This window comes from Paenibacillus tuaregi, assembly GCF_900086655.1.
Classification (GTDB): Bacteria; Bacillota; Bacilli; order Paenibacillales; family Paenibacillaceae; genus Fontibacillus; species Fontibacillus tuaregi.
Genome location: NZ_LT575476.1, coordinates 5,307,430 through 5,323,037 on the forward strand (window position 1 = coordinate 5,307,430; position 15,608 = coordinate 5,323,037).

Consider the following 15,608-nt stretch of genomic DNA (forward strand, 5'->3'; position numbering starts at 1 on the left):
AACTAAAGGGGCTTCTCCTGAATCTCAAGCCCCCCTTAGTTCACTATTTAGTTTAGATCAAGCTAGAGTTCAATCACCTTGGTGGCGATATTCGTGCAGAACTCTCGGTCATGCTCCACAAAGAGCAGGGTTGGCGCGTGCTCCAGCAGCAGCTCCTCAATCTGCATCCGGGAGATGACATCAATGAAATTCAGCGGCTCATCCCAGATGTGCAGATGGGCCTGCTCGCACAGGCTCTTGGCGATCAGCACCTTCTTCTTCTGCCCGCCGCTGAAGGACGACATGTCCTTCTCAAATTGCAATCTTGAGAAATCGAGCTTCCTAAGAATTGCCTTAAACAGGCTCTCCTCAATTCCGTGCTCTCTCGCATAATCGGTCAGATTGCCCTGCAAATGCGAGGTATCCTGAGACACATAGGAAATCTTGAGCTGGCTCCCAACGCTGAGCTGCCCGGTATAGCTAATAGGCTCGCCGCAGATCAACTTCAGAATGCTGGACTTCCCGGTGCCGTTCCGGCCTGACAGGGCAATCCGGTCCCCCTGCTCAATCGCAAAGCTGATCTCCGGGCTCGCCTGCCGATCCCCATAATAAACGGCAACCTGCTTAAGCTCAGCGAGCTGCTTCTTCGGGTAAACCAGCTGGGAGATCTTCAAGCTCTCGGAGCTTTCGATATTTTTCAGCAGCTTGGACTTCTCCTCTATAGCCGACTGCTGCCTGTTCTCCATAGACTTGGAGCGCTTCATCATCTTCGCAGCCTTATGTCCAACATATCCCTTGTCTACCTTGGAACCGGAATTTCTGGTTCCATTCTTGGTTTTCTCCACCTCGTGAGACCAGCCGCCCGTTCTTTTCGCTGCTTCCGACAGACGGTGGATATCCTTCTTCAGCTTCTCATTCTCGGCAAGCTCATACTGATCCTGCCTCATCTTGTTCTCCCACCAGTCGGTGAAATTGCCTTTCTGGATATCGATATGGGTCTTGTTAATCGACAGAATGTGGTCTACACAATTGTCCAGAAACGCCCGGTCATGGGATACCAGAATAAAGCCGTTCTTCGTATTCAGATAGTCGCTGACCAGCTTACGGGAATGCATATCCAGATGGTTGGTGGGCTCGTCAATAAGCAGGAAGCTGTTCTCTTTCATAAACAGGGCAGCCAGCAGCACCTTGGTCTGTTCACCATTCGACAAGGTCAGAAATGGACGGTACAGCACATCCTCGGATACTTTCAGCCAGCTCAGCTCGCGCAGAAGCTCCCAGTGCGCAAAGTCTGGAATAATACCGCTAATTACATCCAGTGTATGCTCTTCCTTATTCTCAACATGGAATGGAAAATACTCAAAGCTGACACTCGATGAGATATGTCCGCTGTAATCATACTTACCCAGCAGCAGATTCATAAAGGTGGTCTTCCCTCTGCCGTTCCTCCCGGTGAAACCCAGCTTCCAATCGGTATCAAGTTGAAAGCTGACATCCTCAAAAATATTATCGTAACTGCCCTCATAGGCAAATGTCAGGTTGCTTACTTGAATCAAGGCCATGGTCTATATCCTCCTGTACATAAAAAATAAAAGCCGCAAGAAGTTACCTTCCCGCAGCTCAAAATAAATACAGCAAATCCAACCCCTACAGGGTTAGATAAGGATATATTGACAGAGCCTTAGAGAGAGTAATCTTCTTGCATCACAAATAAAACATGGGCGATAACACCGCTATGACTGTTTTATTGGGATTCGCAAGAATAATTACATGCTCTTCAGCTCCTGTCTTAAAATTAACACCATGGTAACACACCTGATTTTGGAATTCAAACCCAAATACATCCGTACGCGCGGCCAGCCTCTATCGGATTTCCGTACCCCTCTCTCTAGTCGGGCGTGTTCAGAAGCTTCTTCATCCGGTAATTCTTCAAAGAAATCCCCTTACGTTCCACGATCTGGGGCTGCATCACTTTGTATCCTTTTGCTTCGAAAAAAGGCTTTGCAGTAACGCTTGCCTCTGTCTCAACTTCGGCTAGCCCCAATGTCACGGCCTCGCTCTCCAGTGTATCCACCAGAGCCGCGGCAATGCCTTGCCCTTGGTAGTCTTTATGTACGAACAGCCGGTCGAGGTAACCCTCCGTGGTCATGTCCGTGAATCCCACGATTCGCCCGTCCCGCTCAGCCACATAAGAAATATGGCTGCCCAAGGACTTCCGCCAGCTCTCCCGCCGCTGCGGTTCCTCTGCCTTGGAAGCCCAAGCATCAAGCTGCTCCTGGGAGTAATCTTTCTTATTCACCGTATGTACCGTCTCATAGAATAGAGTAACAATTTGATCAATATCGTAGTCCTGGAATTTCCTAATCTGCATGTGAACCCCCCCACCCATATTAAACCAATTTTAATCAAGATCCCTCCTTCATTTTAACCCAGGATTGTTACGATAAGTAACATTCAGAGAGTAAAGGGAGCGTGACGAATGCGAGTATTTGAAATGTTATTAGTTACAGCCTGCGCCGCAGTAATGATCGTGCTGCTGCTTCGCAAGGAAGCGAACCGGATGGCCGGGATAATAACCGGTATCACCTGCGGTGCATTGTTGGCCTCTCAGCTGTTGTTTGAGGGTTACCGGTGGCAGATGATTCCGGCTTATGCCGTTGCCGTTGTGCTTGTGATCGCCGCCTTATTCAAGCGAAGGAAGGCTGGCAAGACGGTTCGCTACACTGTATCATCCCTATTCGTATTGCTGCTCGGCGGCTCGGTTGCCTTGTCGCTGCTGCTGCCGGTCTTCCAGCTGCCAAAGCCAACCGGTGAGTTCAAGGTGGGAACGGAAACTCTTCACTTCGTCGACAACAGCCGGGAAGAGATCTTCACTAAGCAGAAGGGGGACAAGCGGGAGCTTATGGTCCAAGTATGGTACCCTGCTGCAGAATCCGGTGGGTCGGGGCCGCGCCCGGTGTTCCCCGAGGATCCGAAGGTGTTCCAGGCCTATACGCAGGGTTATTCCGGCTATATGAAGCTTCCCGCAGCTGCTTTTGACTACTGGAAATACTTCAAGGCCAATGCTTACACGGGTGCGGAAGTACGGCCTGCGAACACGCCGTACCCGGTAGTGCTGCTGTCACATGGCATGGGGGTCGGCAGGATTCTGCATACGTCCCAGGCCGAGAACCTGGCCAGCCATGGCTATATTGTATTCGCTGTAGACCATACTTACAGCACGGTTGCGACCGCCTTCCCGGACAGTCGGGTAACCGGCTTTCTGACCAATCAGTCTCAAGAGAGATTCTATGAGGACAGCCACACCATCCTGCAGGTGTGGAATAAGGACATCTCATTCATCGTGGACCAATTAGAGAAGCTCAATACGGGCGCCATCGCCAGCAAATTCAAAGGGAAGCTGGATATAAACAACATTGGCATGATGGGTCATTCCTTCGGCGGAGCGACCGCATTCGAAGCCGTATATTCGAACCCGCGCATCAAAGCGGGCATCAATATGGATGGCACGATATTCGAGACAAAAGGCCGGGACGACATGAAAAAGCCGTTTATGTTCATGGAATCGGGGGATTTTGCTAAAGTGAACGCGGAGCAAGCGAAATTCCGTAAGGTTCCGATTACAGAAGAGGAGCTGAAGGCGCTCAAATTTACACGTCAGCAGTTCGATACGGTCCTGAAGAACCGGGAGCTGGAATTGAAGCTGATCGACCGCGCAACCCAGCAGGGTGGCGGCAAAGTCGTTTATGTCGAGGGAACGGGACATTACAACTTCACCGATCTTCAGCTGTACTCGCCGATTATCAGTAAAATCGGCATGACGGGAAGCATTAACGGTGTCAGGGGAGCGGAGCTCGTAAACCACTATGTACTTGAATTCTTCAATCAGCATTTGCGCGGAATGAAGAGCACGCTGCTAGCGGGCCCGAATCAGGACTACCCGGAAGTGAAGTATCCGAAGTCGGTGTCTCTGGGAGAATAGAGAGATGGAGGTTCATTAAGCCGAATATCTAGAGATTTAATACTTGAAGAAGCGCCCTTCGTATGAACGAGGGCGTTTCTTCTATGCTTGCCCGCTTTTTCAGATTTTGTCGAGTTTTGTAGTTTAGAATAAAAAGGCTTCAAGGAGGTGGAAAGACTTGCGGACCGACGATATTCTTAACGAAATGCATAAGCTTAGCCACGATGATGAACAAAGGTACCGCCTGCTTATGAGATATTTGCGGCTGGTAGACCAGGACAGGAAACATCGGGGGTTTCTAGACAAATTCAGGAGTCAGTGGAGGTTCTATAATAAACATAAGCATCTACACTAAACTTAAAAGCCACTTAGATAAAAGAAAAGAAGACATTTGTCTCGAAATGCGGTACGAATGTCTTCTTTTTGTGGGTCTGGCTTAGCTATGTTTTCTATTAAACTCTCAGTCCACTAGCTTCAGGCGTATATGGATAAAGCGCGGAGCAGGCAACTTATTCTATTTAAATCCCTTAAAATCATTGATTCTTTAATTCAATATTGATTTCCTTTTCTTCGGAGCCATTTTTGTTGTCAAATAGTTTAATAACCCACTGATTATCTTTTTTGTTGTATTCTACGGTTTTGATTACTGGTACATCCATATATTTGGATTCATTTATCGCTTTTACTATCGCTTCTTTCTTGAATCTTTCATTTTGTTCCTTATCATGTATAACATCAATTTTCTTTGCTTTTCCTTGGGCTGGATTTGAAGTTTCTATCCCACCGTCAAATTTTACCGATATTGTATCCCCAATTTCTAATTCAGTAGTTGTTTTAACCCATATAGCTTCACTTTTATTTTCAGAATTACCAATATAATTCGTGACTAGCACTCTACCAACTTCTTTTTTTACAACAACACCAGAAAAAGTAGTATTTATATTATCATCCCTCTCTTCGTCTGAAATGCTGTTGGAACATCCAGAAATTAAAAAGAATAACAGTATAAATATAAGGAAGTAGTTTTTTTTCATCCAAACCTCCTAAATTAGTTATAGCCGGTTAGTTGATGATTTAATTACTCCAATTACTAATTTGTCGACCAGTTTCAGTAATTTTAATAAGTCCGATATCTTGTCCGTTTCCAGCGGTAGACCCTTCCACTCCGGCTTTGGAGCTATTTTGGTTAACCGCTGTTTTTTGCAGATAAGTATCTAGTTTCTGGTTCTGTCTATCCCCGTATAAACTCATCCCAACTAATTTGGCGGGATTCATAATCTGCGCCGATGCCTTTAAGCTGGGCTTCGATGTCAGCAGCCCCCCGGTCAATACCCTTATACACGAGCAGAGGCACTGTCTCCAAATGAGCCTTGGCCTGAGCATAATCGCAGGAAAATACTTTTTTGATGAACACCAGGGTCTTGATCTTGTCAGTGCCTGGACCCGTGATTAACACTTTATAATAATTGTACTGCTCATCTTCGTCCATTTCCCACTCCTCGTCCTCGAGGCTACGAGGCCGCAGGACACTATGAAGAAACTCGGTGAGATTATCATAAGCAACGGAGAAATCCCAAGTCCCCGCTCCATGCTCCGCCGTATAAATAACTGTATCCCCCCGGGATAGATCGATACAATACGGATCGCCTTCATCCGAGGCGATAACGAGATAATCCTTCGGCCAATCTGTGATAGGTTCATCCCTAACATGATTATAATTGTAGCCCGACTGTCCCCCGATCAAATCCTTGGCGCCGTAAATGTCCAGGTTGATATATTCGTCCGTGCTCCAGGATACCGATGTCGGGACGTAGTGCTTCAAGAAGTACAAATATTCCTCCGGCAGGTTCCACTCGCGGGTGGCCACACGTATATCCTCAGCTTCAGCTTCAGTTCGCAGCTCCATAGGATACTTGGCGTAGAAGTCGGGCTCCTGCTCCCTTGCTATTTCCAAAGCTACTTGCATCTTCTCCAGTACATCATCGATTTCCTGATATGTAGGTTTCAATATAATCACCACTTTGATTAAGGATGGCCTTACTATTCTATATAAAATGAGCTTATGAAGGTTACCCTTTTGGGGCGCTGCGATGCCGAGTGTTCTTACGACCGCTGTTGTCTCCGAAATCTTTGAATTAGATATCAAAGTAGGGGCATTTCGGAGACAAAGGCGGACGCTCCGCTTCTTCAGAATCACTCGGGATCGAAGCTGTGATCGGTAAGCTCTAAAGTTCATCTTATATAGTAAATATAATACTGCCAAAAATAGGAGAAGACCACTCCAACCCCGGAGTGGTCTATTTGTTCAACTGGGCTCAGCCATTTAATCTGGTCTTTTCCTTAGGCTCTGAATAGGCAAGCTGCTGGCATTCATGGAATGCAAAATGCCTGCACCCCCTGCATTGACCGTAGTTAATTTTTGTAAGGGCAGCGCTGATTGCCTCACCTGTTTTGTCAAAAAAGTGCTCCTGCCCGATGAATTCGTCCAGTCCTGTCTTACTTAGCACCAGACGCGGCTGATTCTGGATTTCGGAGATGAACACGGTGCCACCGTGCTTCTTAAAGTGCTTCGCCAGGCTTGCCAAATTGGATTCACCCGTAGTGTCCATATAGGGCACATTGTTCATTTTCAGGATCAGCACTTTAGGCTTGTAATGAATCTCGTCCATAATGCTCTTCTCAAACATATTGGCCACCCCGAAGAACAACGCCCCCTCAACCGTGTATATACTGATCTGAGGGCAATTATGCTGCTCCTGAACCATATGGGCAGCCACTTCTTCGTTCCTGCTATTCGGATCGGGCAGAACCTTGGCCGTGGTCAGAAGCTCGCTCATATGCTTCACGAAGATGACCCCGGATAAGATCAACCCAACTTCAACCGCCGTAGTTAAATCTGTAAAGACGGTAAGAACAAAGGTGATGACCAGTACGGCTGACTCAGCACTCTTGGTTCTTAGCACATGGGCAAACTCTTTGCGTTCGCTCATATTCCAGGCTACCATCATCAAGATAGGCGCCATACTGGCAAGCGGGATGCGGGAGGCATGTGGAGCAAAGAGGAACAAAACCATTAACACCACAATACCGTGGATTACCCCGGAAAAGGGTGATACCGCACCGCTCTTAATATTGGTGGCGGTTCTGGCAATAGCCCCTGTGGCTGGAATTCCCCCAAACAGCGGGGTAATCATATTGGCTATCCCTTGACCGATAAGCTCCCGGTTGCTGTTATGCCGCGTTCCAGACATTCCATCTGCGACTACAGCCGACAGCAAGGATTCAATCCCACCTAACATGGCAATAACAAAAGCAGGTTTGATTAAATGCTGAATATTCTCAAGGGTAATTGCAGGAAAATGGATACTGGGCAGGCTCCTCGGAATAGCTCCATAAGTAGAGCCGATAGTTGCCACCTGACCGGGAAAGAACACGGAAGCCACCACGGTGGAGAGAAGTAAACCCATAAGTGAACCAGGCACCTTAGGAAGCAGTCTCGGTGTAAGTAGAAGGGCTGTTAAACAGATGGCTGCGGTTAACACACTGTACATATTCGTTCTATATAAATGAGCACCAAGCTCTTTCATATTAGCCAGAAAGGACTCGTGCTTGCTTAAGCCGGTTAATCCAAGAAAATTCCCGATTTGCCCTGCGAAGATCGTAACCGCAATACCGGTTGTGAACCCAATGGTAACAGGTCGTGGAATAAATTTAATGACTCCGCCAAGCTTAAAGACGCCCATAAAGAAAATAAGTACTCCTGCCATGAATCCTGCAATAAGCAGGTTATCATAACCGTACTGCATTACTATCCCGAACAAAATCGGAATAAACGCACCGGTTGGTCCGCCAATTTGGAATTTGGAACCGCCAAACAGGGAAATTAATATACCCGCAATGATTACCGTGAATAAGCCATACTCCGGCTTGACTCCGGATGCAATGGCAAACGCCATTCCTAATGGAATGGCGACAATTCCCACAATCAAACCCGAGATCAGGTCCTTCTGCAACGATTTTACATTATATCCTTCATATCTCCCGCTAAATCTCATGCTCTTCTTCACCGCTTTATAAATATTTGATTATTTGAATATATGTAGAATCATATATCCAAAGTAATACGGTGTCAATTTCACTTTTACCTAATAAACGCCCAGAGTTTAAGAAAAAAAGGGCTTCATGGCGATTACCTCTCCATTAGCCCTTTATTACAGCTGGTTTGTTATTCATTTTTAATGTTCTCCAACAAGGTGATAGTATCAATAAGATGATTATCAAAAATCTGCTTTGCTACTTTTAACAAGTCCTTAATTAAGGGGTCCCTTAATGAATAAATGACCGATGTTCCGTACTTGGTCCCTACAACAACGTTCTTATTCCTGAGAACGGCCAACTGCTGCGACACCGCTGAACCTTCACTGCCCAGAATGGCCTGTATCTCATTCACGGTCTTATCGCTTTCCGACAATATCTCAAGTATTCGAATCCTTAATGGGTGTGCTAAGGCCTTGAAAAATTCAGATTTGAATTGTAGGACTTCCTGAATCATTGTATTCTCCCCTAATATTTGAAGATTTGAATATAAGCTATCATATCATACTGCATGGCGAATGAATAACCTGAAGCAAGACATATAAAATGAACTTATGAAAGTTACACTTCTCGGGTACTGCGATGCCGAGTGTTCTTTAAGGCCGCTGTTGTCTCCAAAATGCTTGAACTAAATATCCAAGTAGGGGCATTTCGGAGACAAAGGCGGACGCTCCGCTTCTTCAGACTCACTCGGGATCGAAGCTGAGATCGGTATATTCTAAAGTTCATTTTATATAAATTACCCGGTATGAAAAAAAAAAGAGAAATCATCGCGATTTCTCTTTCTCTATACACAATATCTGCCTGGACCTTTGCCAATATGCTGCTCAGTCATTAAACGCCCTCTCAAACGCCTGAATGGTCTTACCATCCCTGGAATTATCCAATACCGCGAAACGGATTTCGGAGAACAGCAGCCCAAAGTCTTCGTCCTCAAGCAGCTCGCGCCACCACCCGGCGACCTTGACCGGATCGTTGCGGAATACACCGCAGCCGTAAGCCCCCAGGATGAGACTCTTGTCGCCCTTATGCGCGAATATCGCCAACGCGAGTCGCATCCGGTCCTTCATCACGCGTTCCGCCTCTTGTGGGTCCTCGCCTTTGAGTAGAACCTGCCCATAGTTCACAGCCGGCAGGGTCAGGACCGAGGCAGTCACGGGCCGCTCAATAAGGTCAAACCGCGGATTACGGAAAAATACCACGTCCGGCGAATAGATGGCATGATCGGTGTACATCATTGATTTGCAGGCCCGGTTGGCTTTATAATAGCCCTCATTACACAGCTGGGTTGCATACAGCCCGCTGGAAGCGGCAATACTCTCCTCCTGAGCCATGGCTCCGTTCAGGAACCCGCCGCCGGGGTTCTTCGCACTGGCGAAGTTCAGCACGCCAACGTGCGGCTTGCCTGCCGCCGCAAAGTCCAAGACCGCCTTCACCGTTGCCTCATTGGCGACGGAATAACTGGCCGTCTGCGGCAGCCGGGGCAGCTCAGCGCTGCTCCGTACAAGCTCCGCTCCCTGTTCAGGAGTGATCAGCTCGCTGTTCTCCTCCGAATGCTTCTGCGCCGCGGCGAATTCAACTCGTCGCCCCTCATATTCATAGAAACCCATCTGCTGGATTCGCAGAGTGTCCTGGGCAATTCCTTTACGCTTCATTTCCAATCCCTTCTTTCCTCATCAACTCATCCCGGGCCTCGCTCAGCGCGAAGCCCAGCAAATTTCTCCCCCGCCACTTCACGGGATTCTCCGCGTCCGGATTGGACTGGCCCATCCCAATTCCCCAAATCCGATCCCGTGGGCTGGCTTCAACCAGAATGCGGTTCTTTGTGGACCTTAGGTAGCGCCCAAGCTCCTCATTCTGCGAAAACTTGGCCAGACTGCCTCTGAGGACAATACCGTAGCATTCTTTATCCCAAATATTCTTGTCAAAATTCCGGACCGCACGTCCATAAGCCTTCATCTCTTTGGGATGTTTGGCCTTCAGAATCGCTTCCAGCATCTCCTCATCCCCGAACAGCCGGGCTTTCTCCGCCATCATGAACTGCTCGGCACAGGAGTACAGCGTGCCGTCAACCTCAAACGGACTCATCCACCACTGACTGAAGCAGCTCTTGTCTACGCCTCCGTCCTTTGGCGGAGTATGCCCCCAGAAGAACACGTACTTGAACTTTTCGCCCGCATTATAAGCCCTTCTTAACTCCTCAATATTGTAGATCATCAGGTCTCCTCCCAATTTCTTCGATACAAGCGGGATGGCCGGTGCCCCGCATTCTCTGTGTAATGGTCTGTTTCGGCCACCAAATCCGTCACCTTGCGGCGGAATGCAGCCTTCAGCAGCTCTTTATCCAGGATCACCTCATACACCATCTGCAGCTCCGTCAAGGTGAACAGCTCCGGCATCAGGTGCAGTGCGAGGTCTGTATAATTCACCTTTCCACGCAGACGTTCGATAGCGTAAGCGATGATTTTGGCATGGTCAAAAGCAAGCCCCTCATTGGTCACGATGGCATAAGCTGTTTCCGTTGAAGATCGCTTCACCGTCACCTTTCGCTCCACGACCGCCATGAGCTCATCTTCTCCAGCACTTAGCTTGAGTTCATACTCCCAGGTCTTGACGTGCCCGTCCCCGGTCATGTCCTTCCGCTCCCTAAGCAGCCGGTAGGTCACTTTAAACCAGGCGGCCTCAGCCGCATCGTCTCCCGCCTTCAGCTTCAATTGGTCGCTGTTGATAAGCGCCATGTAGCTGCAGCTCATCACCCAGGTGCGGGGGTCACGCCCAATATCGCTGAACGTATACAGCTGCTCCAAATAAACATCATGCACGCCGGTCTCCTCGCGCAGTTCCCTTGCCGCGGCCTGCTCTGTCGTCTCATCCGGCCGGACGAAGCCTCCCGGCAGCGCCCATTTACCCAGAAATGGGTGCCCTCCCCGGCGAATGAGAAGAATGCGCAGCTCCTTGTCCGGAAGCTTGCGATAGTTATCTTCTTCCGTATCGGTTACGGTAAAAATCACCATGTCCGCTGCCACCGACGGCCGCTCGTAATCCCCAACCTGGTATCGCTCCAAAAACTCCCGTTCTGTAAGCCCATCGCGATCAACTATGTCCACCAGCTTTACCCCCTTGGTTATTTATCTTAATTACTCAGATCAGCCCGCCAAAATAATTATCGTAAGGCCGGAACTCCGCCAAGACTTCGTCTACCTTGCACATCCGTTCCTCAAGGCTGCCCCGCAGCGTAATAAACGGAATCCGCCGCTGCTTCAAATCCGCAATAATCTGCTTGTGAAATATATGCCGCTTCTGATCCCCGCTGCGGTCCCACGTATCATCGTAAGGAATATCATCGTCGCAAAGGAAGAACAAATCATACCGCTGGGCGTTCTCCAGCGCGATCCGCGTTAACCGTTCCGGCGCCCGCCCATGATAATCCATGGCGAACATGTACGTGGTAATCGCATTCGTATCCACGAACAGGTAACGGTTCGCTTCCAGCAGGGCCTTCTCCTCCCGCTCCAGATGCCCGGCTGCAATCTCATCGAACGCCTCGAAGCTGATTCTGCGGTCCACCTGGTGCTCGGTCCAATAATCGCGCCCATACTCGCTGGCAAATGTAGTCCCATACCGCTGCGCCAACGCTTCGGTGATCGTAGATTTGCCCGTTGACATCGCTCCCACAAACACCACCTTGGTGATTAAATCGCGGTACACGATATCGCTCACGAATTCCCGGTGTTTATAAGGTTCGGACCGCACCATCGTCGCCGAGATCGGAACCCGTTCACGGGCTTCATCGACCCGCCGGTCCACCGCACCCAGAGCAATGCTCATATGCTCGCCGTAGAACTCGCTGGAGTAGAAGTGGGTCACCTGTTCACCCTTTAGCAATCCGAGGATATACTGCTCCTCCCGGATCTCATGCTCCCGGTCATTAGAGTAGCCATCCGGCCCATCCCAGGCCTCAATCACCCGGACTGCCGGATAGAGCTTGCGAATCCAGCCCGCCCGGATATGAAGCGGAATCGTAGTGACATTTGTCTCGTAGATCACCACAATCAGCTCATCGACCTCCTTCAGCGCCGTCTCAATCATGAACTGGTGGCCTTTATGCAGCGGGGCGAACTTCCCCAGAGTGAGTCCGAGTGTCTTCATACCGCCACCCCTTTAGCTCCTTTATTCCAATTGTAGTAGCCATAACCGGCGTTGATCAAATAAGCGCTCCACATCACAATCATCAGCAGGCCGTCTGCACTGCCCTCCAGCATCCGAATTACCCAAAGCACTACCGTGAACATATTGAGCACAATATAGACCAGCCATTGTTCCTTGAATCTTCTGACCATCAGAAAGGTGGCCACAATCGACAGCACTGTTGTAATGGCATCGATATAGGGCGAGTTCTGTCCGCGAATGAATGAGAGCCCCAGCCCAAGCAGCAGGCTGCTTAACACACAGACGCCCGTGACCAGCAGCAGCCCCTTAAGCTTCATCTGCCGCATGGACAGCTTGCCGCCCTGCCGGTTATTTTTCCACATATAGAAGCCGATGACGTTCATAGGTACGAAGAAAAATACGTTCAGCATGACCTCTCCAAACAAGCCATTCGTATAAGCCAAATAAGCGTAACCTACGGTATTGTACATGCCGAATACATAACTCATCAGGCTGCCCTTAGCCGCAAGCACCACGCACAGCACCCCTGTAATAAAGACGGTAAACCCGAATAAAGAATCCTTGGAGGCTATCGTGAACCCAACTGCGACCAGGGTAAATAAAAGCAGCCATGCTAATTCGAATGCATTCCATCTGCCCATAAATTTCTTCATCCTGCATCCCCTCAGCTTTCACCAGCTTGTAGACTGCCGAAACTTCCAGTCTTTTCTTATTTATGAATTGATAATAACATAACATTACTATCAAAAGCAATATATAAAGTTAAAAAGCCAGTCCTCCGGAATTGCTCCGGCGACTGGCCACTTTTCTAGCACTTATACAAGATATTCACTCATAATTAACTCGATATCAAATGGAGTAACCCCTTTATCCACCGAGAATACCGATCCTGCCTGGTCCCTGGCATCTACCAACTCTCCTCTTGCCTGCGCATGGAGCATGAATAGATCGTACAGGTCCGGCTTCCGAAGAGCTGTCATCGCTTTGCCCATCAGGACCATTCCTTTCTGGTTCCCCTCCACATTGTTGTAGTAGTGAGGCTGTCTTGTCAGGGATAGGTCCGTCCATATCACGGTGCGCTCTACGAGATCCAGGATCACAGGGATGGCGATCTGCGTATCGGCAGTGACATCGATTTTATTGGCAACCGTCCTAGGCTCGAAGATTTCCCCCGAAGCCGGTTTCTTCCGCATCATCCAGCCCACAAAGCACTCCGGCAAATCGCAATAAGGCTGAGTTGTGAACGAGTGAAGGGTTGCCACAATATAACGTCCGCCATAATCAACGATGGAAGGAATGTGCAGGTCAATGAATTCGCACGCCCCCTGAGGCGCTGACACAATATCTCCGCTGTGCACAGCCCGGTACTTGGAAGAGCGCAGATTGGTATAAGAAATATGCTCCACATACTGCCAGTTGCGATCATACATAACAGCTGACAGGTCAATGTCCACGCGGCCCGTCGGCTTACCGTCCACCGTCCCCTCTTTCCACCAGCTGAAGAAACGGAGAGTGTCCCCCTCCATCATAGGCACGCGGCTTCCCCGGACAATGGTATGCAAAGCTTTGCTGGCCGATCTTTGAGAGAACGGGACATGGTAGGACTTCAAGCGTCCGTCAATATAGGTCTTCCCGAGCGGGGGCAATGCGGAGAACCGGTGTATAAGCGTCTTTTTGCATAGTTCTATGATGTCCTGGCACGCCGCCTGGCTGATCGCCGGAAGCGTATTTGGGATCGCAAACGCCTTGGCCACATTCCCTTTTGGGAAAAAGACTCTAAGCTCCTGAGGCTCATTACGACGGGCAAAATGGTTCTTCACCTGCAATAGGACAGGTGTGGAGACTTGATCTGCGACTTCACCAAAAGCCAGCACCACATACTCGGGGTCTTCGGCAACCCGCAGCAAATGATCCAATCTTCTTGCGAATTCACCTGGGCGCTGCATCAATAAATCCATCAGACCCCAGACATTATGATACTGAAAAGCCAGCTCAACGCTCCCGTTAAACGTTGTAAAGGGCTTGTTGTTCCGTAAAATATCAAAAGCTTCCTCAGCCCGCATATACCGGTGCCTGTATTCCGAAGGATGCAGGATTTCACCTAGGCGAATCCAGCGCTCTTTATAGCGGAGCATATCCTCCGTAATCTGTCCGCACTGCTCCAGTAATCCAAGCAGCAGCCGTCTCTCGGAACGTTTGAACTTGCGGAAACGTGTGGCCTCGGCAAGGCTCACATCGCCGTGCGACCAAGCTACAGCCAGCCGGAGAACATCGGTTGCCGTCTTGATGTACCGGCCGATCAGCTTCACATTTGCCTTATCATGCTTTAACAGGGAACCTGCAACGAATCCCACATTCTCCTTGAACGGAATTTCGGAAGGGAGAATCTCATCCAGTTCTTCTAAATCCGCAAGCTCAATGGCAGTATCGATATCTTGTTTGTCTGTCTCGGAAATGGAACCCTTGGCCTCAATGAGCTGGCGGATCATCGTATGGAACTCCGCTTTGCTTCCAAGATCGATCACCTTAAGGCTTACCGTGTCCAGCAGCGGAGGTCTGTCCGCCGTCTTCGACTCCGGCAGCTCCAGGGTAAGATAGTGATAAATTGCGTTCAGATACAGCTCCGCATCATCTTCCTGCATCACCTGCAGCGGGAAGTCCTGATACATCGGTCTGTATTCCACATGGGCGCCTACAAGCACCTTAAGATCGGCAACCAGCTGATGATACAACGCTTCGAACTGCTCCCTGGGCAAGGTTCGGACAGCGCTTAGCAATGGCATGGAGAACGTATATCCCAGGTGTTCGATATTCTTCAAGGCCGCAGCCAAATGTGTCTTCGGAATTCGTTCTGTACCTTGTTCCCGGTTCACAATAATTTTGTTCGCTCTTCGCAAATAGATGGTATTGATTATCATAAAAGACTCCAGGAAAGCAATATCCCTAATTTCATTGGAAGTGAGTGTAGAAGGAAGGAATATTATAGCCTGGATGCCTCCTCTCTTATAGACATCCTTCAGGAAAGCTGCGGCCCTAATTACCCAATTGAAATAGAAGGAAGGACCGCGAGTAGCCTGAAGGTTGGTTAGAACGTTCGAAGTCGGGTGACTTGAACTTCTGATGTGTCCATCATCACATACCTCTAGCCGTGCGAACAGGGTGGAAGTATTACGACTATTGCAAGCGTAAAATAACCCTTATTTGCCAGGAATCTCAAAGATACTCTCGATCCAATCAGGAGCCTCCTCAATTAGAAATGTACCTTCATGATTTTCAACTTCGAGAATAATTTCCCCAGTTACATTACTGTATTTCGAAGAATACTCTTTCCACTGCCGTAGTTACCAGCGATACATACATGATTTTTGCGATCGGCATTACAGCAGAGTTCACAGTATTTCGG

13 protein-coding genes are annotated in these 15,608 nt (G+C 48.9%); 1 reads left to right on the forward strand and 12 read right to left on the reverse strand.

Features of this window, described 5'->3' with window-relative positions:
• Positions 1–62: 62 nt before the first annotated feature.
• The gene (locus tag BN6628_RS23855) at positions 63–1,541 is read right to left on the reverse strand and encodes an Lsa family ABC-F type ribosomal protection protein (RefSeq protein ID WP_068621246.1); all 1,479 of its coding nucleotides are present in this window, start codon (positions 1,539–1,541) and stop codon (positions 63–65) included.
• A gap of 326 nt (positions 1,542–1,867) precedes the next feature.
• Positions 1,868–2,350: a GNAT family N-acetyltransferase gene (locus BN6628_RS23860; RefSeq protein WP_068621247.1), complete on the reverse strand. Its 483-nt coding sequence runs from the start codon at positions 2,348–2,350 to the stop codon at positions 1,868–1,870.
• A gap of 108 nt (positions 2,351–2,458) precedes the next feature.
• Between BN6628_RS23860 and BN6628_RS23865 the strand changes: the two genes are divergently transcribed.
• Positions 2,459–3,961, forward strand: coding sequence for an alpha/beta hydrolase family protein (locus BN6628_RS23865; protein WP_068621249.1), 1,503 nt, complete (start codon positions 2,459–2,461; stop codon positions 3,959–3,961).
• A gap of 512 nt (positions 3,962–4,473) precedes the next feature.
• On the opposite strand, the gene BN6628_RS23870 is transcribed toward BN6628_RS23865, so the two are convergent.
• The 10 genes from BN6628_RS23870 to BN6628_RS23915 form a co-directional block, all read right to left on the reverse strand.
• Positions 4,474–4,974 (reverse strand): DUF3221 domain-containing protein, encoded by a 501-nt coding sequence (locus tag BN6628_RS23870; protein WP_068621250.1) that lies wholly within the window; start codon positions 4,972–4,974, stop codon positions 4,474–4,476.
• A 197-nt stretch (positions 4,975–5,171) separates the two neighbouring features.
• Positions 5,172–5,957: an SMI1/KNR4 family protein gene (locus BN6628_RS23875; protein ID WP_235847750.1), complete on the reverse strand. Its 786-nt coding sequence runs from the start codon at positions 5,955–5,957 to the stop codon at positions 5,172–5,174.
• Between the two features lie 298 nt (positions 5,958–6,255).
• On the reverse strand, positions 6,256–7,995 hold the full coding sequence (locus tag BN6628_RS23880) for a SulP family inorganic anion transporter (RefSeq protein WP_068621252.1): 1,740 nt from the start codon (positions 7,993–7,995) through the stop codon (positions 6,256–6,258).
• A gap of 170 nt (positions 7,996–8,165) precedes the next feature.
• A complete protein-coding gene (locus BN6628_RS23885) occupies positions 8,166–8,492 on the reverse strand; it encodes an ArsR/SmtB family transcription factor (RefSeq protein ID WP_068621254.1) in 327 nt (108 codons plus the stop codon).
• Positions 8,493–8,862: 370 nt separating this feature from the next.
• Positions 8,863–9,690, reverse strand: a complete 828-nt coding sequence (locus BN6628_RS23890; RefSeq protein WP_068621256.1) for a TIGR02452 family protein — start codon at positions 9,688–9,690, stop codon at positions 8,863–8,865.
• Positions 9,680–10,252 (reverse strand): NADAR family protein, encoded by a 573-nt coding sequence (locus BN6628_RS23895; RefSeq protein ID WP_068621258.1) that lies wholly within the window; start codon positions 10,250–10,252, stop codon positions 9,680–9,682. The genes BN6628_RS23890 and BN6628_RS23895 overlap by 11 nt, the downstream gene beginning before the upstream one ends.
• The gene (locus tag BN6628_RS23900; RefSeq protein ID WP_068621260.1) at positions 10,252–11,142 is read right to left on the reverse strand and encodes an NUDIX hydrolase; all 891 of its coding nucleotides are present in this window, start codon (positions 11,140–11,142) and stop codon (positions 10,252–10,254) included. The genes BN6628_RS23895 and BN6628_RS23900 overlap by 1 nt, the downstream gene beginning before the upstream one ends.
• Before the next feature lie 34 nt (positions 11,143–11,176).
• Positions 11,177–12,184 carry an AAA family ATPase gene (locus tag BN6628_RS23905; protein WP_068621262.1) on the reverse strand — a complete coding sequence of 336 codons (1,008 nt, stop codon included), beginning with the start codon at positions 12,182–12,184 and terminating at the stop codon, positions 11,177–11,179.
• A complete protein-coding gene (gene pnuC / locus BN6628_RS23910) occupies positions 12,181–12,858 on the reverse strand; it encodes a nicotinamide riboside transporter PnuC (RefSeq protein WP_068621264.1) in 678 nt (225 codons plus the stop codon). The genes BN6628_RS23905 and pnuC overlap by 4 nt, the downstream gene beginning before the upstream one ends.
• 162 nt (positions 12,859–13,020) lie before the next feature.
• Entirely contained in the window at positions 13,021–15,123 is a 2,103-nt protein-coding gene (locus tag BN6628_RS23915; RefSeq protein WP_068621266.1) for a TerD family protein, read from the reverse strand.
• Between the last annotated feature and the right edge of the window lie 485 nt (positions 15,124–15,608).